Genomic DNA, 19,884 nt, shown 5'->3' on the forward strand with positions numbered 1-19,884 from the left:
TGCTGGGCGTCGCCGCCGGCCTTCCGGGTTCGTACTCTGACCGCGTACATCTGACCTCGTACGTCTGACCTCGTACGTCTGACCTTGTACGTCTGACCTTGTACGTCTGACCTTGCACTTCTGGCCTTGCACTTCAGCGGATCCGACCCGTTTTCGCCTCGCGCTGCGCGCCCCCGCGATCCCTTGCCATCCCCCCTTTCCATCCCCTCTCTTCCTCATCCGCCCGCCCCCTGCGGAGAGTTATCCACAGGCCCTGCCGGACCGCGGTCGGTGTCGGTACGGTCATGGGCGAACGAGAAAGAACTGGCGATCAGGCCAGACGGAAGCAGGCCGTGAAGGGGGAGGTGACGCGCGATGTCGCGTGTGCCGTACGTACCGGGGTTCGCGAAGGCGGAGGCACAGGGGGCTTCACCCAAGGCCGCCGGCCGGGTGCTGCGTGAGCGGCTGCGCCGTTCCGAGCAGGCCGCCCTGTCGGTCGTGGCCGGGCGGCCGGATGCGGTGGCGGCGGTCGAGGAGTCCAATGCCGGGAGGCTGCCGGAGCTGACGCCGATACGGGTCGGGCGGATGGCAGCCGGCCCGTTCGCCTTTCTGCGCGGCTCCGCGGGCCTTATGGCGTACGACCTCACGGCCACTCCCGTTACCGGCATCGGCGCGCAGCTCTGCGGGGATGCACACGCCGCCAACTTCGGTCTCTATGCGGACGCCCGCGGCGGCCTCGTCATAGATCTCAATGACTTCGACGAGACCTTGCACGGGCCGTGGGAGTGGGATGTGAAGCGGCTTGTCGCGTCGCTGGTTCTTGCGGGCCGGGAGGCGGGCGTCGGCGAGGACGACTGCCGGAAGGCGGCGCAGGATGCGGCGGGAGCTTATCGGCGCACGATGCGGTTGCTGGCAAAGCTGCCGGTGACCGAGGCGTGGAACGCGATCGCGGACGAGGAGCTGGTCTCGCACACCGACGCCCGGGACCTGCTGGGGACGCTGGAGCGGGTTTCCGCCAAGGCGCGTAAGAACACCAGTGCGCGGTTCGCGGCGAAGGCCACGGAGCGGGGGCCGGACGGTGGCCGGCGGTTCGTGGACGCGCCGCCGGTGCTGCGGCGGGTGTCGGACGCGGAAGCGGCAGCGGTGGCCTCGTCACTCAGCGGCTATCTGGAGACGCTCCCCGAGGACCGACTGCCCCTGCTGGCCAGGTATGCCGTACAGGACGTGGCCTTCCGGGTGGTCGGGACGGGCAGCGTGGGGCTGCGCTCGTACGTGGTGCTGCTGCTCGATCACCGGGGTGAGCCGCTGGTGCTCCAGGTGAAGGAGGCGCGCGGTTCGGTGCTGGCGCCGTTCGTGGAGAAGGCCGGTTTTGAGGTGCCGGCAGTGGCGCACGAGGGGCGTCGGGTGGTGAGCGGGCAGCGGCGGATGCAGGTCGTGAGCGACATGCTGCTGGGCTGGACAACGGTGCAGGACGTGGCGGGGTGCGGGCGGGAGGGGCTGCCGTTCCAGGTCCGGCAGTTCCGGAACCGCAAGGGAAGCGTGGATCCGGCGCAGCTGACCGGAGAGCAGTTGGACGACTACGCACGGATGACCGGCGCGCTGCTGGCGAGGGCGCATGCGCACAGCGCCGACCCGCGGCTGGTGGCGGGGTACTGCGGCAAGGCGGAGGAGCTGGACGAGGCGATGGCGGCGTTCGCGGTGGCGTATGCGGACCGCACGGAGGCCGATCACGCGGACCTGGTGGCGGCGGTCAAGAGTGGTCGAATAGCCGCGGAAATGGGTGTGTGACCAGGCCGGATTTCTTTGGCGGGCGGTCTGCTGCGGGCTTGGCGCCGGGCCTTCGGCGGGGCCGCTGGGACCGGGGGGCTGCGGGCGTCGGGGTCGGACGCGACCAGACGTGCGGAGCGAGCGGGCCGACTTCGGGCGGACGCGGGACCGAGGTGGAGCTGACGCAGGCCGACGCGTAGGCCTGGCGTGGGCCCGCTGGTCCGGCGTGGTCCTGAGCGGTCATGGAAGCGACGGCCATGGGACAGCGCGGCACGCGTTGGTGCTGCGGTGAGTGGGAGGTGGGACGGGGGACGGCGGCGCGCGGGGGTGGGGGGTGCGCACCCTGCGGCTGGGCGGCCGGGCGCGCGGGATGCGCGGGACAGGGGATGGGCCGCGGGGGTGGGCTGGGGGCGTGGGGGGGAGGGGGAGGGGGAAGCCGGGCGGTGCGCCACGAAGGCAGCCGCCCCCTCCCCACCCGCATGGGCCGTACGCTGACCGGGTGACGAACTCGCACGCGGAGAACGCGCAGGACGGCCAGGACCGACCGGACGCAGTGGACGCGCCAGGTGCACAGGGCGCACCGGGCGCATCCGACGGCCCGGCTGACCCGCAGGCATCCGAAGCCCCGGCCGACCCGCAGGCATCGGACGACCCTGGCGACGGTCGGGGCGACCAGGCGGCTCAGGACGAGGCGACCCGGCGTCTGGCGAAGGCGGTGCTGGCAGCCGAGCAGGCGTTGATCGAGTTCGAGATCGCGGTGGAGACCTTCCGGGTGGAGGTGGAGAACTTCTCCCGGCTCCATCACCAGCGGCTCGGCCCCATGTACGCGCGGCTGGACGAGTTGGATGCGCAGATCGCCGAGGCGGTGGCGGCGCGCACGGGTGACCCCGAGGACATCCGTAAGGCCAAGGAAGCACGGGCCTCGGTGCTGCCGATGCCCAACGTGGAAGAGCTGTTCCACGGCTGGATGGGATCGGACGGGCTGTACTCCGAGGCACAGGCGATGCTCACCGAGCAGCCGGTGCAGCCGCCGCAGAAGGTGCGGCCCAGCGAGGAGGCCCGCAAGGTCTACCGCGACCTGGTGCGCAAGGCCCACCCGGATCTGGCGCGGGACGATGCGGAGCGGACCCGGCGGGACGCGTTCATCGCGCGGGTCAATGCGGCGTACGGCCGGGGTGACGAAGCGGTGCTGCGCGAGCTGGCGCAGGAGTGGGCGGCCGGCCCCGTACCGGCCGAGGAGCGGCTGAGCGAGAGCGAGGAGCTCTACGCCCGGCTGGATTGGCTGGCTCAGCGCAAGGAGATGCTGGCAGCCGTTGCGGCGGAGCTGGAGGGGAGCGCGATCGGGGAGATGATCAAGATGGCGCCACAGGACCCGGATGCACTGCTGGACGAGATCGCCGAGAAGCTGCTCGCCGATGTGGCAGAACGCGAGGCGTATCTCGTGCAGCTGGTCGGGTAGCGTCGGGAGTATGCAATTTGGTTCTGTGCCCACGGTCGGTGTCGACGCTCTCACGTCCGAGGACTTCCTCCTGGACGTGCGCGAGGACGACGAGTGGGAGGCCGGTCACGCGCAGGGCGCGCTGCACCTTCCGATGAGTGAATTCGTGGCTCGTTACGGGGAGTTGACCGAAGCGGCGCCCGAGGGCGGCAAGGTGTATGTCCTGTGCCGGGTCGGCGGGCGGTCGGCCCAGGTGGCGCAGTATCTGATCCAGCAGGGTATCGACGCGGTGAACGTCGCGGGCGGTATGCAGGCCTGGGAGGCCACCGGACGCCCCGTGTCGGATGGAAAGGGCGGCGCCGGGACGGTCGTGTGACCCGGGCGTGTGATCCGGACGGCTGAGCCGGCCATCGGCGAGGGGGCCGTCTGAGCGGGTCGTCCGCGCCCCGCTCCCTCGTGACCGGCTCCGCGACCGCGCCCGGCTTCCCCCGCTCCTCGAAGCGCACTCGTCCTCCCCTCCCCTCCTCCGCTCAGCTCAGCGGATGCGCGGCGAGAAGATCGCCAAGCGTTTCCTCGTGGGCGGCGGCCGGGCCCAGGGAGAGTTCGAGCTGTTTGGCCCAGGCGTGATAGCGGTGCAGGGGATAGTCGGTGTCGGCGCCGAAGCCGCCGTGCAGGTGCTGGGCGGTCTGGACGACCCGCCGGACGCCGTCGGCTGCCCAGATCTTCGCGACCGCGACATCCCCCGCGGGCGGTAGCGCTCCGGCCGCGCCGGTGGTGATGCGCCAGGCGGCCTGCCAGAGGGTGGCTTCCATGGCACGCAGGTCGATGAAGCGGTCGGCGGTCTGGACGGCGACGGCCTGGAAGGTGGCCACGGGGAAGCCGAACTGTTCGCGCTTGGCGGTGTAGTCGCTGGTCATGGCCAGGACGCGTTCGCCGAGGCCCAGGGCGAGCGCGCAGGTGCCGGTGGTCAGGACGTTGCGCAGTGTCTCCCAGGCGGCGGGGTCGGTGATCGTTTCCCGGGTGCCGAGGCGTACGGAATCCAGCCGGACCTCGGCGTAGCGCTCGCCGCTGGTGGAGATCTGGTCCTGGAGCGCGACGCCGGGGTGGGTGCGGGGGACGAGGGCGAGGACGGCGTGGCCGTCGCGGGTGTGGGCGGGAAGCAGGATCCGGTCGGCGGCCTGGGCCCAGGGGACGGTGGTGTGGGCGCCGTCGAGTATCCAGTCCGTGCCGTCCTGGCGGGCGGTTACGGCGAGTTCGGCGGGGTCGTGGCCGGTGCGGCCGGCAGAGGCCGCCGTCACGACGAGGTCGCCGGTGGCGATCCGGGGCAGTACGTCGGTGCGTAGCTCGCCGGTCGCGTACGCCTGGAGGGTGTGTGCGGCGGCGGTGGACTCCAGCAGCGGTACGCGGGCCAGCACCTTGGCCGCTTCGCGCAGTACGAGGCAGAGCGCGATCGGGTCGAGGCCTGCGCCGCCGTGTTCGGGGGCGATCAGCAGGCTCAGCAGATCGGCGTCGGCGAGCTTTTGCCACAGCGCGCGGTCGAAGTCGTCGGCGACGGCTCCGGGGGTGAGCGCGGGGCTGGGCACGCTGTCGGGAGCGACCCCCGAGAAGACGGCCTTGGCCGCTTCGACGGCGGCTTGCTGCTCCTCGGTGAAGGTGAAGTCCACTGGTCTGTCCTCCCACGCGGCGCACTGTTCTGACGGAGCGTCAAGGTAGAACAGGTTGCAGGAATTGGGAATGGCAGGGGCGGGAAATGTCCCCGCGCGCCGGTGGGGGAGTGGGTGTCAGCGGTCGAAGTCCAGCTCGACCTTTTCCGTGACCGGATGCGACTGGCAGGCCAGCACATACCCGGCGTCGACCTCCTCCGCCTCCAGCGCGAAGTTGCGGTCCATGCGTATCTCGCCGGACACCAGGAACGCCCGGCAGGTGCCGCACACCCCGCCCTTGCAGGCGTACGGCGCGTCCGCGCGATTGCGCAGCACCGCCTCCAGCAGCGATTCGCCGTCGTGCACCGGCCATTTGCCGGACCGTCCGTCGAGGGTGGCGGTCACCGTGCTGTGTGCGGGCGCGGAGGCGGTGGGGACCGGTGGTGCGGCCGTGGTGCCGTTGTCGATGTGGAAGATCTCTTGGTGGATGCGGCTGCGGGGCACTTCCAGGGAGCGCAGCGCCTGTTCCGCGCTCTGGACGAGGCCGAGCGGGCCGCACAGGAACCAGCCGTCGACCGAGTCGATGGTCAGGAGCGCGGGCAGCAGCGAACGCAGCCGTTCTTCGTCCAGCCGTCCGGACGGCAGACCGGCCTGCTGCTCTTCGCGGGAGAGGGTCTGGATCAGCTGGAAGCGCTGCGGATAGCGGTTCTTGAGGTCGGCCACCTCCTCCAGGAACATCGTCGAGGCCGCCGTGCGGTCGCTGCGGATCAGGCAGAAGCGGGCGTCGGGCTGCCGGGCGAGCAGGGTGGAGACGATGGAGAGCACGGGGGTGATGCCGCTGCCGCCGACGATGCCCACGAAGTGGCCGGGGCGTGGTGCGAGGGTGAACCGGCCGGCCGGGGCCATGACCTCCACGGTGTCGCCGGCCGTCAGCTCTTTGAGGGCGTAGGTGGAGAACGCGCCGTCCTCGACCAGGCGGATGCCCACGCGCAGTACGGGATCGTCGGTGGCCGGGGTGCAGATGGAGTACGTGCGGCGAATCTCCTGGCCGTCGACCGATCTGCGCAGCGCGATGTGCTGTCCGGGGGTGTGCCGGAATGTCTCGCGCAGCTCGGGCGGCACCGTGAAGGTGACGGCCACCGCGTCGTCCGTGAGCCGCTCGACCTCCCGGACCCGGAGCGGGTGGAACATCACAACTCCTTGAAGTGGTCGAAGGGTTCGCGGCAGGACTCGCAGCGGCGCAGGGCCTTGCATGCCGTGGAGGAGAAGCGGCTGAGCAGGGTGGTGTCGGTGGATCCGCACTGCGGGCAGCGGATCGTCAGGTCGATGCTGACGGGGCCGTCGGCCGGTCCGGTGGGGCGCGGTGGCGCGATGCCGAATTCGGCGAGCTTGCGGCGGCCTTCGGGGGTGATGGCGTCGGTGGTCCAGGCCGGGCTGAGGACCGTACGGACCTCGACCTCGGGTATGCCGTTTTCGTGGAGCACCCGCTCTATGTCGGCCGACATCGCCTCGATGGCGGGGCAGCCGGTGTAGGTGGGCGTGAGCTGCACCTCGACGTGGTCCGGGGATGTCAGTCGTACGCCGCGCAGCACGCCGAGCTCGGCGAGGGTGAGGACGGGCAGCTCGGGGTCGGGAACGGAGCCGGCCAGTGCCAGCAGTTTCTCTTCGAGGGCGGTGCGGCCGGTGGTGGTCACCATGTCGCCCCCGGGTGGCTGCGGTGCAGGTGCTGCATCTCGGCGAGCATCCGCCCGAACGGTTCGGTGTGCAGGCCCTGACGGCCGGCGCCCGCGGTCCAGGCGCCGCGCTGTGGTCCTTGGGGGACGGTGAGGGTGGCCCGTTCCAGGAGGGTGGTGATGCGTGTCGTCCAGGCGTCGTGCAGCGCCGGCCAGGGCGCATCCAGTCCTTCGACCGGTTCGAAGAGCTCGCCGGTGAAGCGCCACAGGGCGTCGAGTCCGCGCTGCATACGGGTGTGGCTCTCGTCGGTGCCGTCGCCCAGCCGCAGCGTCCACTGTTCGGCGTGGTCGCGGTGGTAGGCGATCTCCTTGACGGCCTTCGCCGCCAGTGGTGCAAGCTCGCTTCCGCCGGTGGCGAGGTGGTCGAACAGCAGCTGCTGGTAGGTGGAGAAGTAGAGCTGGCGGGCGATGGTGTGGGCGAAGTCGCCGTTGGGCTGCTCGACGAGCTGGAGGTTGCGGAACTGGCGTTCCTCGCGCAGATACGCCAGCTCGTCCTCGTCGCCTGCCAGGGAGAGCAGTATGCGGGCCTGGCCGAGCAGGTCCAGCGCGATGTTGGCGAGTGCGACCTCCTCTTCGAGGACGGGGGCGTTGCCGGCCCACTCGCCCAGGCGGTGGGAGAGGATCAGGGCGTCGTCACCGAGGGCCAGGGCCGGGGTGAGGGTGAGGTTCGTCAAAGGTGATGCACCCCGTCCGGGATCTCGTAGAAGGTCGGGTGGCGGTAGGGCTTGTCGCCGGCCGGTTCGAAGAAGGCGTCCTTCTCGTCCGGGGAGGAGGCGGTGACCTGGGCGGAGGGGACCACCCAGATGGAGATGCCCTCCGAGCGGCGGGTGTAGAGATCGCGGGCGTTGCGCAGCGCCATGGTGGCGTCGGGGGCGTGCAGGCTGCCGGCGTGGGTGTGGGAGAGGCCGCGGCGGCTGCGGACGAAGACCTCCCACAGGGGCCATTCGGTGGGCCGGGCGGTTGCGGGCGCGGCGGCTGCGGGGGTTTCGGTGGGGCGTGGTGTCGTCATCGGTCGGCCTTCCCGTGATGCTTGGCCGCGTGTGCGGCGGCTGCCTCGCGCACCCAGGCGCCGTCCTCGTGAGCCTTTCGCCTGCGGCTGATCCGCTGTTCGTTGCAGGGGCCGTTGCCCTTGAGGACTTCCCGGAACTCGGCCCAGTCGATGGGCCCGAAGTCCCAGTGGCCGCGTTCGTCGTTCCACGTCAGATCCGGGTCGGGGAGCGTCAGCCCGAGGGCTTCGGCCTGCGGGATGCAGATGTCGACGAAGCGCTGGCGCAGCTCGTCGTTGGAATGCCGCTTGATCTTCCAGGCCATGGACTGCGCGGAGTGCGCCGATTCGTCGTCCGGCGGGCCGAACATCATCAGCGAGGGCCACCACCAGCGGTTCACCGCGTCCTGCGCCATGGCGTGCTGTGCGTCGGTGCCGCGGCTGAGGGCCAGCAGGAGTTCGTACCCCTGGCGTTGGTGGAAGGACTCCTCCTTGCAGACGCGGACCATGGCGCGGGCGTAGGGGCCGTACGAGCAGCGGCACAGCGGGACCTGGTTGGTGATCGCCGCGCCGTCCACCAGCCAGCCGATGGCGCCGACGTCGGCCCAGGTCAGGGTCGGGTAGTTGAAGATCGAGGAGTACTTCTGGCGGCCGGTGTGCAGCTTGTCGAGGAGTTCGTCGCGGCCGGTGCCGAGGGTTTCGGCGGCGCTGTAGAGGTAGAGGCCGTGGCCGGCTTCGTCCTGGACCTTTGCCATGAGGATCGCCTTGCGGCGCAGGGACGGCGCGCGGGTGATCCAGTTGGCTTCCGGCTGCATGCCGATGATCTCGGAGTGGGCGTGCTGCGCTATTTGGCGTACCAGGGACGAGCGGTAGGCATCCGGCATCCAGTCCCGCGGTTCGATGCGTTCGTCCGCGGCCACGGTGGCATCGAAGACGGCTTCGAGCGCTGATTCTTCCGGTGCGATCGTCGTCATGTGGTGCCCCCTCGCTCCCGACCGACCGATCGTTCGGTTCAATGGTGGGCGGGCGGACCGCGGGTGTCAACCCTGAGAAAACTCGGGGGAAGGTGTGCCGGGTGCCGCCGCGTAGGTACCGTTCCGTGGCGGAGTGAACCGAGAGTCAGTCGAGTGTCGGCCGAGTGGATTCTGGGAACGGGGCAGGAATGCAGTCATACGGGGACAAAGCGCGGCCGCTCGCCGCGCTCTCGCTGCCCTCGCGGATCGTCATAGGTGTGGCGGCCAGCGCCGGCGCCGTGATCGTCGCGATTCATCTGGCCATGATGTTCCTGCACGTCGCACCGCAGAACACGCTCAGCAAGCAGCAGGGCAACCTGATCAGCGACTACGTCTATCCCGAGTACGAGCAGAACTGGAAGCTGTTCGCGCCCAATCCGCTGCAGCAGAACATCAACGTCCAGGTCCGTGCCCAGCTGCGCAGTGGGGACGGCACGCCGCGGACCACCGGCTGGACCGACCTGACCGCGCGGGATGCACACGACATCCTCCACAACCCGTTCCCCAGCCACACCCAGCAGAACATGCTGCGCCGCGGCTGGGAGTTCTTCCTCAACTCGCACTCCGCGCAGAACAGCCCCATCGGGATGCGCGGTGAGCTGTCCGAGCGCTACGTCCGGCGCATCGTGATGTACCGCATGGGCGCCGAGTGGGCCAAGGACGGCCGGGTCGAGCAGCTGCAGGCGCGCTCGGTGACGACGGCCGTCAGCCCGCCGCCGTGGAGCACGGAGAAGATCAGCGACAAGCCCATGTACCGCGTACTGCCCTGGTGGCAGGTCACCGCACACGACCTGCCCGAGGGGGCGAAGAACCAGTGACTTCACCGATGCCGCACCAGTCGGCCACCGAACCCCGGACACCTCCCGAGACCCAGCAGCCCCAGCAGCCGGAGACACCCCTCGAGGAGACCCGGCTCGAGCGCGCCATCGGCCGCGGCTTCCTGCAGATCACCAGCCGGGCGATGGCCCCGTATCAGACCGCCGTGATCCGGATCGGGTTCTCCGCGACCTGGCTGCTGTTCCTGCTGCGGGAATGGCCCAACCGCCACGCCCTCTACGGCCCCGACAGCCCCTTCAGCCTGGACATGGCGCGCCGGCTCCTGGGCGGCAACCACGCCTTCTCCGTACTGCCCTGGTCCGGCAGCAGCGGCTGGTTCGAATGCGTCTATGTGCTGGCCATCGTGGCCGGCGCCCTGCTGATGCTCGGCTGGCGCACCCGCACCATGTCGGTGCTCTTCATGGTCGGTGTGCTCTCTCTGCAGAACCGCAGCATCTTCCTGGGGGACGGCGGCGACAACGTCATCCACCTGATGTCGATGTATCTCGTGCTCACCCGGTGCGGCCAGGTGTGGTCCCTGGACGCCCGCCGTGCCGAGCGGGCGGCCGCCAACGGGGGCGGCACCCCCGCCCGGGAGGAGCGCGACCTCACCGGCATCCTCCTGTGGGCCGTCCTCGGCCTCGCCCTGGCCGTGGCCCAGCTGCTCGGAGCCTATGGCCTCACCTGGTTCGGCAAGGGCCCCTTCCCGCACATCGGCTGGAGCCTGGCGCTGTGGGGCCTGTGGGCGGTGCACGGCCTGTGGTGGGCGGTGCGGCGGTACGCGCCGGGGGAGCCGCGCATCGTCCTGGACACCCTCGCCAAGCTCGCGCACAACGGCGCACTGCTGGTGATCATGGTCGAGGTCTGCCTGATCTACGCCACCGCCGGCTGGTACAAGATCCAGGGTTCGCGCTGGCAGGACGGCACCGCGGTCTTCTACCCGATGCACCTGGACTACTTCTCCCCCTGGCCGGACCTGTCCCAGGTGCTCGGCAGCAGCGGCCTGATGGTCATGCTGCTCACCTACGGGACAGTCATCGTCCAGGTGGCCTTCCCCTTCACCCTCGCCAACCGCCGGCTGAAGAATGTGCTGCTGGTCGCGATGATCTGCGAGCACCTGTCCATCGCGGTCCTGCTCGGGCTGCCGTTCTTCTCCCTCGCGATGATCGCGGCGGACGCGGTCTTCCTGCCGACGAACTTCCTGACCTGGCTCTCCGTCCGGCTGTCGGGCCTGCGCAAGCGGCTGTTCCGCCGCGGCGTCGCATCCCCGGCCGGTGGCGGCGAGCCGGAGGCCCGTGCACACGGCGACAGCGGTGGCCATACCCTCGTGGGGTGAGCAGCGAGAAAACCGCCCTGGGCGGCGAGACGACCGCCCCGGAGGGCGAGGCCACCGCCCCGGGCGCGGAGCCCCTCCAGTACGACGAGGGCTACGGCCCCAAGGTCGGCGTCGGCCCGCACCCGCAGCCCTGGCCGCAGGATGCCCGTTACGACCCCGAGCTGCTCGCGCACGGCGACCGCCGCAATGTCGTCGACCACTACCGCTACTGGACGCGCGAGGCGATCGTCGCCGACCTCGACACCCGCCGCCACGACTTCCACGTGGCCGTCGAGAACTGGGGCCACGACTTCAACATCGGCTCGGTCGTACGGACCGCGAACGCGTTCCTGGCCAAGGAGATCCACATCGTCGGGCAGCGCCGCTGGAACCGCCGCGGCGCCATGGTCACCGACCGCTACCAGCACGTGCGCCATCACCCGGACACCGCCGACCTCACCGCCTGGGCGGCCGCCGAGGAGCTGCCGATCATCGGGATCGACAACCTCCCCGGCGCCGTGCCGCTGGAGACGACCGAGCTGCCGCGCCGGTGTGTGCTGCTCTTCGGCCAGGAAGGGCCGGGGCTGACCGAAGAGGCGCGCCGGCACGCCTCCCTGGTCTGCTCCATCGCGCAGTTCGGCTCGACCCGGTCGATCAACGCGGGCGCCGCGGCCGCCATCGCGATGCACTCCTGGATCGGCCGCCACGCCCGTATCGAGGCCCCTGAGGCCCCCTGAGAGGCCCTGAGGCCCGCGAGAGGCCCGAGGCTTACGCCGGCCGGCGCACCTCGACCGTACGGAAGCGGTTCGCCACGAACGCGCCGTCGCACAGCGCCGCATTGGCCGCCGGGTTGCCGCCGGAGCCGTGGAAATCGGAGAACGCCGCCGTCTGGTTCACATAGACGCCACCGGTGAGGTTGAGCGACAGCTGCGCGCACTCCTCCAGGCAGGCGTCCTGAACGAGGCGCTCCACCTCGGCGTCGGTGGTGTACGCGCCGACCGTCATGGCGCCCTTGTCGCGTACGGTGCGCCGCAACAGCTCCACCGCGTCGGCCGCCGAGTCGACGGCCACCGCGAAGGACACCGGGCCGAAGCACTCCGAGAGGTAGGCCGCCTCCGAGTCCGGCTTGGCGCCGTCCAGCTTGACGATCACCGGCGTACGGACCGTGGCCCCGGGGAAGTCGGGGTTGGCCACCTCGCGGGAGGCCAGCGCCACCTCGCCGAGCCCCGATGCGGCCTCGATGCGCTCCTTGACCTGCGGATTGACGATTGCGCCCAGCAGGGCGTTGGCTCGCGCGTCGTCACCCAGCAGACCGTTCACCGCGCCCGAGAGATCGCTGACCACCTCGTCGTACGACTTGGGTCCGGCGTCCGTGGTGATGCCGCCGCGCGGGATCAGCAGATTCTGCGGGGTGGTGCACATCTGGCCGCTGTACAGCGAGAGGGAGAAGGCGAGGTTGGCGAGCATGCCCTTGTAGTCGTCGGTGGAGTCGATGACGACGGTGTTGACGCCGGCCTTCTCCGTGAAGACCTGCGCCTGGCGGGCGTGCGTCTCCAGCCAGTTGCCGAAGGCGGTCGAGCCCGTGTAGTCGATGACGCGGACCTCGGGGCGCACCGCCAGCGTCTTGGCCAGGCCCTCGCCCGGCCGGTCCACGGCCAGGCACACCAGGTCGGCCGGGAAACCGGCCTCCTCCAGCACCTCGCGCGCCACCTTGACGGTCAGCGCCAGCGGCAGCACGGCCCGCGGATGCGGCTTGACCAGCACCGGGTTACCGGTGGCCAGGGAGGCGAACAGGCCCGGATAGCCGTTCCACGTCGGGAAGGTGTTGCAGCCGATCACCAGGGCGACGCCGCGCGGCACGGCCGTGAAGGACTTGGTCAGCTCCAGCGGGTCGCGCTTGCCCTGCGGCTTGGACCAGGACGCCTCCCCGGGGGTGCGGACCTGCTCGGCATACGCGTACGCCACCGCCTCCAGGCCGCGGTCCTGGGCATGCGGCCCGCCCGCCTGGAAGGCCATCATGAAGGCCTGTCCGCTGGTGTGCATCACGGCCTGCGCGAACTCATGGGTGCGCGCGCTGATCCGCGCCAGGATCTCCAGGCACACGGCCGCCCGCGCCTCGGGGCCCGCGTCCCGCCAGGCGGGGATCGCGGCACGCATGGCGGGCAGCAGCACGTCCACGTCCGGGTGCGGATAGCTGATGCCCAACTCCGGGCCGTACGGGGAGACTTCCTGGCCCGCCCAGTCGTCCGTGCCGGGCTGGTCCAGTTCGAAGCGCTTGCCGCGCAGCGCCTCGAACGCGGCCAGGCCGTCGGCCGCGCCGCTCTCGCCGTACGCCTTGGGGTGCTCGGGGTGCGGCGACCAGTACGCGCGGGTACGGATCGCTTCGAGCGTCTGGTCGAGGGTGGGGCGGTGCTTCTCGATCAACTGCGCTGGGGTCATTTCGGCGGCCATCGATGACCAACTCCTCGTCGAGCCGGGCGGAGAGCGGATGAGGCGGTGAGATCGGAACCGAGGACGGTGGATCACAACCGAGGACGGTGAGATCGGAACCAAGGACTGGGAGCGGAAGTGCCAACGGAGTTAGAGTAACCGAACGATCGGTCGGGGCAAGAGGGTCCCGGATGCCTGTGGACAACTCGGGTCGGGGAGGATCAATCGCCATGACGGCAATCGGGACCGGCAGCACCGTGGCAGTGGTGGGTACCGGCACCATGGGGCAGGGAATTGCGCAGGTGGCGCTGGTCGCCGGGCACCGCGTACGGCTCTGGGACGCGGTGCCGGAGCGGGCCGGGCAGGCCGCCGCGGCCATCGTGCGGCGGCTGGACCGGCTCGTCGAAAAAGGCCGGATCACTTCGCAGGAGCGGGATGCCGCCCGCGGCCGCCTCTCCCCCGCCGCGGGCCTCGCCGAGCTGGCCGACGCCGCGCTGGTGATCGAGGCGATTCTGGAACAACTTCCGGCCAAACAGGAGCTGTTCACCACGCTGGAGGACATCGTGGCGGCGGACTGCCTGCTGGCCACCAACACCTCCTCCCTCTCCGTGACCGCCGTCGCCGGCCCGCTGCGCCACCCCGGCCGCTGCGTGGGCCTGCACTTCTTCAACCCCGCCCCGCTGCTCCCCCTGGTCGAGGTGATCAGCGGCTTCGCCACCGACGAGCGCGCCGCCACCACCGCGTACGACACCGCCGCGGCCTGGGGCAAGACACCGGTGCGCGGCGCGGACACCCCCGGGTTCATCGTCAACCGCATCGCCCGCCCCTTCTACGCCGAGGCCCTGCGCGCCTACGAGGAGCGGGTCGCCGACCCCGCCACCATCGACGCCGTACTGCGCGACGGCACCGGCTTCAAGATGGGCCCGTTCGAGCTGACCGACCTCATCGGCCAGGACGTGAACGAGGCGGTCACCCACTCGGTGTGGACATCGTTCTTCCAGGACCCGAAGTTCGCGCCCTCTCTGGCGCAGCGGCGCCTGGTGGAGTCCGGGCTGCACGGCCGGAAGTCCGGGCGTGGCTGGTTCGACTACGCCGAGGGGGCGCAGCGCCCCGCGCCCCGGACGGCCGCGCCGTGTCCCGCCCCGGAGGCCGTCGGCCTGCATGCGACGCTGCCCGGTCCCGCCGCGGTGCTGGGTGAGCTGATCGAGGAGTCGGGCATCAAGATCACCGGTGAGCGCACACCGGGGGAGTCCGAGGGCTTCATCCGGCTGCCCGGCGGGGCCCGGCTGGCGCTGACCGACGGCCGTCCGGCGACGACCGCGGCGCACGGCAGGTGCATCCGGTTCGATCTCTCGCTGGACTACCGGGCCGCGACCCGGATCGCGCTGGCCGCCCCCCAGGGGGCCTCCGAGGCGGACCTCGCGGAGGCGGTCGGGCTCTTCCAGGCGCTCGGCAAGCAGGTCAGCGTCATCCAGGACGTGCCGGGCATGATCGCCGCCCGTACGATCGCGATGATCGTGGATTTCGCCGTGGACGCGGCGGCGCGCGAGGTGGCGACGCCGAAGGACATCGACACCGCGATGCGGCTGGGTGTGAATTACCCCGGTGGCCCCATGGAGTGGGCCGAGCGCCTCGGCGCCCGCTGGGTGTGGGACCTGCTGGATTCGATGTACCGCCACAATGCCGGTGGCCGCTACGCACCGTCGTGGGCCCTCAGGCGCCGTGCGGACCTGGAGGGACAGGTGCTCTAATCATGACCATGGCCAAGCGCGACACCTATACGCCCGATTCGCTGCTCGCGGTCGCCGTCGAGGTGTTCATCGAGCGCGGATATGACGGCACCTCCATGGAGCATCTCTCCAAGGCGGCCGGCATTTCCAAGTCCTCGATCTACCACCATGTACGCAGCAAGGAAGAGCTGCTCCGCCGGGCGATAAGCCGCGCCCTGGACGGACTGTTCGGCGTCCTGGAGGAGCCGGGCGCCGTCGAGGGGCGGGCGATCGAGCGGCTGGAGTACGTCACCCGGCGCGAGGCCGAGGTGCTGATGGACGAACTCCCCTATGTGACGCTGCTGTTGCGGGTGCGCGGGAACACCGACGCCGAGCGGTGGGCCATGGGGCGCCGCCGCGAGTTCGACCACGAGGTCGCCGATCTGCTCAAGCAGGCGGCCGCCGATGGTGATCTGCGGGACGACGTCGACATCCGGCTGGCCACCCGGCTCCTCTTCGGCATGATCAACTCGATTGCGGAGTGGTACCGGCCGGGGCGCGGCGGCGCGGCGAGCCGGGACGAGGTGGCCGAGGCCGTGGTGCGTACGGCATTTGCGGGGCTGCGCAAGAACTGAGGCCGTCCACCCGGCGGCGGCCTACGGGGCGGCCGGGCCCGGCTCCTCCTCCGGCCCCAGTTCGGTCTCCTCGAAGACCAGCAGGGTGCGGGTGCTGAGCACCTCCGGGATCGACTGGATGCGGGTGAGGACCAGTTCCCGCAGTTCCCGGTTGTCCTTGGTGTGGACCAGCAGCAGTACGTCGAAATCGCCGCTGACCAGCGCGATGTGGGACGCCCCGGGAAGCGCCGTGAGCTGCCTGCGCACGGTCCGCCAGGAGTTCTGCACGATCTTCAGCGTGATATATGCGGATGCGCCCTGACCTGCGCGTTCCTGGTCGACAAGGGCGCTGAAGCCGCGTATGACGCCGTCGTCGATCAGCCGGTTGATCCGTGCGTAGGCGTTGGCACGCGAGACATGGACCCGCTCGGCGACGGAACGTATCGAGGCCCGGCCGTCGGTCTGCAGCATGCGCAGGATCGCGCGGTCGACGGTGTCCAGGGGGCGCGCGGGCGGTGCAGGCGGGGCGGACGCCGCCGACGGCTGTCCGCCCGGATTGGCCATCTGTTCGTCCCGCATATGGTCCCGCCTCCCCGTTGTGGACGTCCTGCATTCATCTGAAGCTGTGGAGAACCGTTTGTCCACAGGCTGAGTCCGCCTGTAGCCAAAATGCATTGGCGACCGAACAATCGGTAGGGAAGGGCTCACCCGCCCCGACCGGATGCATCCTGCCCATGAGTCGCCCGCCACCACCCCTATCAGGCGCCTCGCGCCGCCCCTTCGATCCGAGGAGGTGCTCGTCATGACGGTCCTTGAGCAGCCCGGCAGCAGCAGGAACAAGAGCGGTCTGCCCGGCCCGCCGCCCGACTGGCGGCCGCGCGTCGACCCCGCGCCCCTCCTGCCGGACGCCGAGCCGTACCGCCTCCTGGGGACGGACGCCGCCCGCGGGCTCGATGCGGGCCTGCTCAAGCGGCTCTACGTCCAGCTGGTGCGCGGCCGCCGCTACAACGCCCAGGCCACGGCTCTGACCCGGCAGGGACGGCTGGCGGTCTATCCCTCCTCCACCGGGCAGGAGGCCTGCCAGGTCGCCGCCGCGCTGGCCCTGGAGGACCGCGACTGGCTCTTCCCCAGCTACCGCGACACCCTCGCCGCCGTGGCCCGCGGCCTCGACCCCGTACAGGCGCTGACCCTGCTGCGCGGCGACTGGCACACCGGATACGACCCGCACGAGCACCGCATCGCCCCCCTGTGCACCCCGCTCGCCACCCAGCTCCCGCATGCCGTGGGCCTGGCGCACGCCGCCCGCCTCAAGGGCGACGACGTCGTGGCGCTGGCCATGGTGGGCGACGGCGGCACGAGCGAGGGCGATTTCCACGAGGCGCTGAATTTCGCGGCGGTCTGGCAGGCGCCGGCCGTCTTCCTCGTCCAGAACAACGGCTTCGCGATCTCCGTACCGCTCGCCAAGCAGTCCGCCGCCCCCTCCCTGGCTCACAAGGCGGTCGGCTACGGCATGCCCGGCCGCCTGGTGGACGGCAATGACGCGCCCGCGCTGCACGAGGTCATCACCGAGGCCGTAGCGCGGGCCCGCCGGGGCGGCGGCCCCACCCTGATCGAGGCCGTCACCTACCGCATCGAGGCGCACACCAACGCCGACGACGCCACCCGCTACCGCACCGATGCCGAGGTCGAGACCTGGCGGGCGCATGACCCGATAGCCCTTCTGGAGCGCGAGCTGGCCGCCCGCGATCTGCTCACCGACGAGTTCGCCGGCGCCGCCCGGGACGGCGCCGAGCAGCTGGCGGCCGACCTGCGGGAGCGGATGAACCAGGACCCGGTGCTCGACCCGATGGATCTGTTCACTCACGTCTACGCCGAGCAGACCAGCCAACTACGCGACCAGGCTGCGCAGTTGCGCGCCGAGCTGGACGCCGAGCAGACGCCCGCCGAGGAGACCAGGCCATGACGACCACCGCGGCCGCCCGCAAGCCCGCCACCATGGCGCAGGCGCTGACCCGCGCGCTGCACGACGCCATGGCCGAGGACCCGACCGTGCATCTCATGGGCGAGGACGTCGGCGCCCTGGGCGGCGTCTTCCGGGTCACCGACGGCCTGGCCAAGGAGTTCGGCGAGGACCGCTGCAGCGACACCCCGCTCGCCGAGGCCGGCATCCTCGGCACAGCCGTCGGCATGGCCATGTACGGGCTGCGGCCGGTCGTGGAGATGCAGTTCGACGCGTTCGCCTACCCGGCGTTCGAGCAGCTGGTCAGCCATGTCGCCCGGATGCGCAACCGCACACAGGGCGCCGTGCCGATGCCGCTGACCATCCGGATCCCCTACGGCGGCGGGATCGGCGGTGTCGAGCACCACAGCGACTCCTCCGAGGCCTACTACCTGGCCACCCCCGGCCTCCAGGTGGTCACCCCGGCGACCGTCGCGGACGCCTACGGGCTGCTGCGTGCCGCCATCGCCTCCGACGACCCGGTCGTGTTCCTGGAGCCCAAGCGGCTGTACTGGTCCAAGGACGACTGGTCGCCCGACGCCCCCGCGCCGGTCGCCCCCATAGGCCGCGCCGAGATCCGGCGCCGCGGCGAGAGTGCCACCCTGATCACCTATGGCCCGTCGCTGCCGGTGTGTCTGGAGGCCGCCGAGGCCGCCCGCGCCGAGGGCTGGGACCTGGAGGTCCTCGATCTGCGCTCGTTGATGCCGTTCGACGACGACGCGGTCTGTGCGTCGGTACGGCGTACCGGGCGCGCCGTGGTCGTCCATGAGTCGGCCGGGTTCGGCGGCCCCGGTGGCGAGATCGCCGCGCGGATCACCGAGCGCTGCTTCCATCATCTGGAGGCGCCGGTGCTGCGGGTGGCCGGCTTCGACATCCCGTATCCGCCGCCGATGCTGGAGCGGCACCATCTGCCCGGTGTGGACCGGATCCTGGACACCGTCGCCCGCCTCCAGTGGGAGTCGGACTGGACCGAGGGACGTGGTGAGTGATGGCCGTGGTCCGCGAATTCACCCTGCCCGACCTGGGGGAGGGCCTCACCGAGGCGACGATCGTGCAGTGGCTGGTCGAGGTCGGCCAGGTGGTGGCCGTCGACGAGCCGGTGGTGGAGGTGGAGACCGCCAAGGCGATGGTGGAGGTGCCGTGCCCCTATGGCGGGGTGGTCACCGCCCGCTTCGGCGAGGAAGGGGCCGAGGTCCCGGTAGGGGCGCCCCTGGTGACGGTGGCGGTGGGTGCGATACCGGACGACATGGCGGGGGACGGGGCGGCGGGTGATGCCGTAGGGACGGGCGTCTCCGGCGCCGGGACCGCGCAGGAGGCCGCCGGCTCGGGGAATGTGCTGGTCGGGTACGGCACGAGCGCGGCCGCGGCGCGGCGGCGCAGGATCCGGCCGGGGGAACGGCCGGGGGGACCGGGGCCTGCGAACGGCGTACCGAGTCCGCCTGAGCCGGTCCAGGCCGTGACCGTGGCCCCGGTGGCGGCCGGCCCGCAGGCTCCCGATACCACCACCCCGGTGGCCGTCATCTCGCCGCTGGTGCGCCGGATGGCGCGGGAAAACGACCTGGATCTGCGGGCGTTGACCGGATCCGGGCGGGACGGGCTGATTCTGCGATCGGACGTGGAGCGGGCGATCCGGGAGCGGGAGCCGGCCGCAGCGACGGCCTCCGTGGCGGATGTGGTGGCCACCGCGCCCGCCACCGGGACCGCGCCAGCCACCGGGGCGGTACCGGGAGCCGAGCGCATCCCGCTGAAGGGGATGCGGGGCGCCGCCGCCGAGAAGTTCAGCCGCAGCCGCCGCGAGATCCCCGACGCCACCTGCTGGGTGGACGCCGACGCCACCGAACTCCTTGCCACCCGCCGGGCGATGAATGTCCCCGGCGCCCCCAAGGTGTCTCTGCTCGCGCTGCTGGCCAGGATCTGCACGGCCGCGCTGGCGCGCTTCCCCGATCTCAACGCCACCGTCGACACCACAACCCAGGAGATCGTCCGGCTGCCCGCCGTCCACCTGGGCTTCGCGGCGCAGACCGACCGCGGCCTGGTCGTCCCGGTGGTGCGCGACGCCCATACCCGTACCGTCGAGGAGCTGTCCGCCGAACTGGCCCGGCTCACGGAAACGGCCCGGTCCGGCGGCCTGTCCCTGGCCGAGCTGACCCACGGCACCTTCACCCTCAACAACTACGGCGTCTTCGGCGTCGACGGCTCCACGCCGATCATCAACCACCCCGAGGCCGCGATGCTCGGCGTCGGCCGGATAGCCGCCAAACCCTGGGTGCATGAGGGCGAGTTGGCCGTCCGGCAGGTCGTCCAGCTGTCGTTCACCTTCGATCACCGGGTGTGCGACGGCGCCACGGCCGGCGGCTTCCTGCGCTTCGTCGCCGACTGTGTGGAGCAGCCGGCCCTGCTGCTGCGCACTCTGTGACCGCCGTGAAAACTTTGGCGGCTGTGA

Annotated in this window: 19 protein-coding genes; 11 read left to right on the plus strand and 8 right to left on the minus strand. The window is 71.1% G+C overall.

Features of this window, described 5'->3' with window-relative positions; genetic code table 11:
* Nucleotides 1-354 precede the first annotated feature (354 nt).
* From ACZ4S3_RS13840 to ACZ4S3_RS13850, 3 genes are all read left to right on the plus strand, one after another.
* The gene (locus ACZ4S3_RS13840) at nt 355-1,767 is read left to right on the plus strand and encodes a DUF2252 domain-containing protein (RefSeq protein WP_467931926.1); all 1,413 of its coding nucleotides are present in this window, start codon (nt 355-357) and stop codon (nt 1,765-1,767) included.
* Between the two features lie 478 nt (nt 1,768-2,245).
* On the plus strand, nt 2,246-3,205 hold the full coding sequence (locus ACZ4S3_RS13845; RefSeq protein WP_467931927.1) for a J domain-containing protein: 960 nt from the start codon (nt 2,246-2,248) through the stop codon (nt 3,203-3,205).
* Between the two features lie 10 nt (nt 3,206-3,215).
* Nucleotides 3,216-3,560 (plus strand): rhodanese-like domain-containing protein, encoded by a 345-nt coding sequence (locus ACZ4S3_RS13850; protein ID WP_467931928.1) that lies wholly within the window; start codon nt 3,216-3,218, stop codon nt 3,558-3,560.
* A 154-nt stretch (nt 3,561-3,714) separates the two neighbouring features.
* Here ACZ4S3_RS13850 and ACZ4S3_RS13855 read toward each other — a convergent pair whose 3' ends face one another.
* The 6 genes from ACZ4S3_RS13855 to paaA form a co-directional block, all read right to left on the minus strand.
* The gene (locus tag ACZ4S3_RS13855) at nt 3,715-4,848 is read right to left on the minus strand and encodes an acyl-CoA dehydrogenase family protein (protein WP_467931929.1); all 1,134 of its coding nucleotides are present in this window, start codon (nt 4,846-4,848) and stop codon (nt 3,715-3,717) included.
* Nucleotides 4,849-4,965: 117 nt separating this feature from the next.
* Entirely contained in the window at nt 4,966-6,018 is a 1,053-nt protein-coding gene (gene paaE, locus ACZ4S3_RS13860) for a 1,2-phenylacetyl-CoA epoxidase subunit PaaE (RefSeq protein WP_467931930.1), read from the minus strand.
* A complete protein-coding gene (gene paaD, locus ACZ4S3_RS13865; protein ID WP_467931931.1) occupies nt 6,018-6,524 on the minus strand; it encodes a 1,2-phenylacetyl-CoA epoxidase subunit PaaD in 507 nt (168 codons plus the stop codon). Before paaD ends, paaE begins: the two co-directional genes overlap by 1 nt.
* Entirely contained in the window at nt 6,518-7,234 is a 717-nt protein-coding gene (gene paaC, locus ACZ4S3_RS13870) for a 1,2-phenylacetyl-CoA epoxidase subunit PaaC (RefSeq protein WP_467931932.1), read from the minus strand. The genes paaD and paaC overlap by 7 nt, the downstream gene beginning before the upstream one ends.
* Nucleotides 7,231-7,569 (minus strand): 1,2-phenylacetyl-CoA epoxidase subunit PaaB, encoded by a 339-nt coding sequence (gene paaB, locus ACZ4S3_RS13875; protein WP_467931933.1) that lies wholly within the window; start codon nt 7,567-7,569, stop codon nt 7,231-7,233. The genes paaC and paaB overlap by 4 nt, the downstream gene beginning before the upstream one ends.
* A complete protein-coding gene (gene paaA / locus ACZ4S3_RS13880; RefSeq protein WP_467931934.1) occupies nt 7,566-8,519 on the minus strand; it encodes a 1,2-phenylacetyl-CoA epoxidase subunit PaaA in 954 nt (317 codons plus the stop codon). Before paaA ends, paaB begins: the two co-directional genes overlap by 4 nt.
* A gap of 188 nt (nt 8,520-8,707) precedes the next feature.
* Here paaA and ACZ4S3_RS13885 point away from each other — a divergent pair, with 188 nt between their 5' ends.
* Genes ACZ4S3_RS13885 through ACZ4S3_RS13895 form a run of 3 tightly spaced genes read left to right on the plus strand, consistent with a single transcriptional unit; the run spans nt 8,708 to nt 11,426 of the window.
* Nucleotides 8,708-9,376, plus strand: coding sequence for a DUF5819 family protein (locus tag ACZ4S3_RS13885; protein ID WP_467931935.1), 669 nt, complete (start codon nt 8,708-8,710; stop codon nt 9,374-9,376).
* Nucleotides 9,377-9,384: 8 nt separating this feature from the next.
* Complete coding sequence (locus ACZ4S3_RS13890) at nt 9,385-10,710, plus strand: HTTM domain-containing protein (RefSeq protein ID WP_467931936.1); 1,326 nt, start codon at nt 9,385-9,387, stop codon at nt 10,708-10,710.
* Between the two features lie 17 nt (nt 10,711-10,727).
* Nucleotides 10,728-11,426, plus strand: coding sequence for a TrmH family RNA methyltransferase (locus tag ACZ4S3_RS13895; RefSeq protein WP_467932501.1), 699 nt, complete (start codon nt 10,728-10,730; stop codon nt 11,424-11,426).
* A gap of 31 nt (nt 11,427-11,457) precedes the next feature.
* Here ACZ4S3_RS13895 and paaN read toward each other — a convergent pair whose 3' ends face one another.
* Complete coding sequence (gene paaN / locus ACZ4S3_RS13900; RefSeq protein ID WP_467931937.1) at nt 11,458-13,140, minus strand: phenylacetic acid degradation protein PaaN; 1,683 nt, start codon at nt 13,138-13,140, stop codon at nt 11,458-11,460.
* Nucleotides 13,141-13,349: 209 nt separating this feature from the next.
* On the opposite strand from paaN, the gene ACZ4S3_RS13905 reads away from it, so the two are divergent.
* Nucleotides 13,350-14,870, plus strand: coding sequence for a 3-hydroxyacyl-CoA dehydrogenase (locus ACZ4S3_RS13905; RefSeq protein WP_467931938.1), 1,521 nt, complete (start codon nt 13,350-13,352; stop codon nt 14,868-14,870).
* 2 nt (nt 14,871-14,872) lie between these two features.
* Nucleotides 14,873-15,463 carry a TetR/AcrR family transcriptional regulator gene (locus ACZ4S3_RS13910; RefSeq protein ID WP_467931939.1) on the plus strand — a complete coding sequence of 197 codons (591 nt, stop codon included), beginning with the start codon at nt 14,873-14,875 and terminating at the stop codon, nt 15,461-15,463.
* A gap of 21 nt (nt 15,464-15,484) precedes the next feature.
* Here ACZ4S3_RS13910 and ACZ4S3_RS13915 read toward each other — a convergent pair whose 3' ends face one another.
* On the minus strand, nt 15,485-16,021 hold the full coding sequence (locus ACZ4S3_RS13915; protein ID WP_467931940.1) for an Lrp/AsnC family transcriptional regulator: 537 nt from the start codon (nt 16,019-16,021) through the stop codon (nt 15,485-15,487).
* Between the two features lie 223 nt (nt 16,022-16,244).
* Here ACZ4S3_RS13915 and pdhA point away from each other — a divergent pair, with 223 nt between their 5' ends.
* The 3 genes from pdhA to ACZ4S3_RS13930 are packed head-to-tail and all read left to right on the plus strand — an operon-like array spanning nt 16,245 to nt 19,857.
* The gene (pdhA, locus tag ACZ4S3_RS13920; RefSeq protein WP_467931941.1) at nt 16,245-17,405 is read left to right on the plus strand and encodes a pyruvate dehydrogenase (acetyl-transferring) E1 component subunit alpha; all 1,161 of its coding nucleotides are present in this window, start codon (nt 16,245-16,247) and stop codon (nt 17,403-17,405) included.
* Nucleotides 17,402-18,430: an alpha-ketoacid dehydrogenase subunit beta gene (locus ACZ4S3_RS13925; RefSeq protein ID WP_467931942.1), complete on the plus strand. Its 1,029-nt coding sequence runs from the start codon at nt 17,402-17,404 to the stop codon at nt 18,428-18,430. The genes pdhA and ACZ4S3_RS13925 overlap by 4 nt, the downstream gene beginning before the upstream one ends.
* Nucleotides 18,430-19,857, plus strand: a complete 1,428-nt coding sequence (locus ACZ4S3_RS13930; protein WP_467931943.1) for a dihydrolipoamide acetyltransferase family protein — start codon at nt 18,430-18,432, stop codon at nt 19,855-19,857. The genes ACZ4S3_RS13925 and ACZ4S3_RS13930 overlap by 1 nt, the downstream gene beginning before the upstream one ends.
* Nucleotides 19,858-19,884 lie beyond the last annotated feature (27 nt).

Source organism: Streptomyces sp. NPDC028368, assembly GCF_055565615.1.

Excerpts from the sequence above, each read along its gene's own strand:
- ACZ4S3_RS13840 (WP_467931926.1), top strand. The coding sequence starts at position 355 with ATGTCGCGTGTGCCGTACGTACCGGGGTTCGCGAAGGCGGAGGCACAG.
- ACZ4S3_RS13850 (WP_467931928.1), top strand. The coding sequence starts at position 3,216 with ATGCAATTTGGTTCTGTGCCCACGGTCGGTGTCGACGCTCTCACGTCC.
- paaE (WP_467931930.1), bottom strand. The coding sequence starts at position 6,018 with ATGTTCCACCCGCTCCGGGTCCGGGAGGTCGAGCGGCTCACGGACGAC.
- paaD (WP_467931931.1), bottom strand. The coding sequence starts at position 6,524 with ATGGTGACCACCACCGGCCGCACCGCCCTCGAAGAGAAACTGCTGGCA.
- paaB (WP_467931933.1), bottom strand. The coding sequence starts at position 7,569 with ATGACGACACCACGCCCCACCGAAACCCCCGCAGCCGCCGCGCCCGCA.
- paaA (WP_467931934.1), bottom strand. The coding sequence starts at position 8,519 with ATGACGACGATCGCACCGGAAGAATCAGCGCTCGAAGCCGTCTTCGAT.
- ACZ4S3_RS13885 (WP_467931935.1), top strand. The coding sequence starts at position 8,708 with ATGCAGTCATACGGGGACAAAGCGCGGCCGCTCGCCGCGCTCTCGCTG.
- ACZ4S3_RS13890 (WP_467931936.1), top strand. The coding sequence starts at position 9,385 with ATGCCGCACCAGTCGGCCACCGAACCCCGGACACCTCCCGAGACCCAG.
- paaN (WP_467931937.1), bottom strand. The coding sequence starts at position 13,140 with ATGGCCGCCGAAATGACCCCAGCGCAGTTGATCGAGAAGCACCGCCCC.
- ACZ4S3_RS13905 (WP_467931938.1), top strand. The coding sequence starts at position 13,350 with ATGACGGCAATCGGGACCGGCAGCACCGTGGCAGTGGTGGGTACCGGC.
- ACZ4S3_RS13910 (WP_467931939.1), top strand. The coding sequence starts at position 14,873 with ATGACCATGGCCAAGCGCGACACCTATACGCCCGATTCGCTGCTCGCG.
- ACZ4S3_RS13915 (WP_467931940.1), bottom strand. The coding sequence starts at position 16,021 with ATGCGGGACGAACAGATGGCCAATCCGGGCGGACAGCCGTCGGCGGCG.
- pdhA (WP_467931941.1), top strand. The coding sequence starts at position 16,245 with ATGACGGTCCTTGAGCAGCCCGGCAGCAGCAGGAACAAGAGCGGTCTG.
- ACZ4S3_RS13925 (WP_467931942.1), top strand. The coding sequence starts at position 17,402 with ATGACGACCACCGCGGCCGCCCGCAAGCCCGCCACCATGGCGCAGGCG.
- ACZ4S3_RS13930 (WP_467931943.1), top strand. The coding sequence starts at position 18,430 with ATGGCCGTGGTCCGCGAATTCACCCTGCCCGACCTGGGGGAGGGCCTC.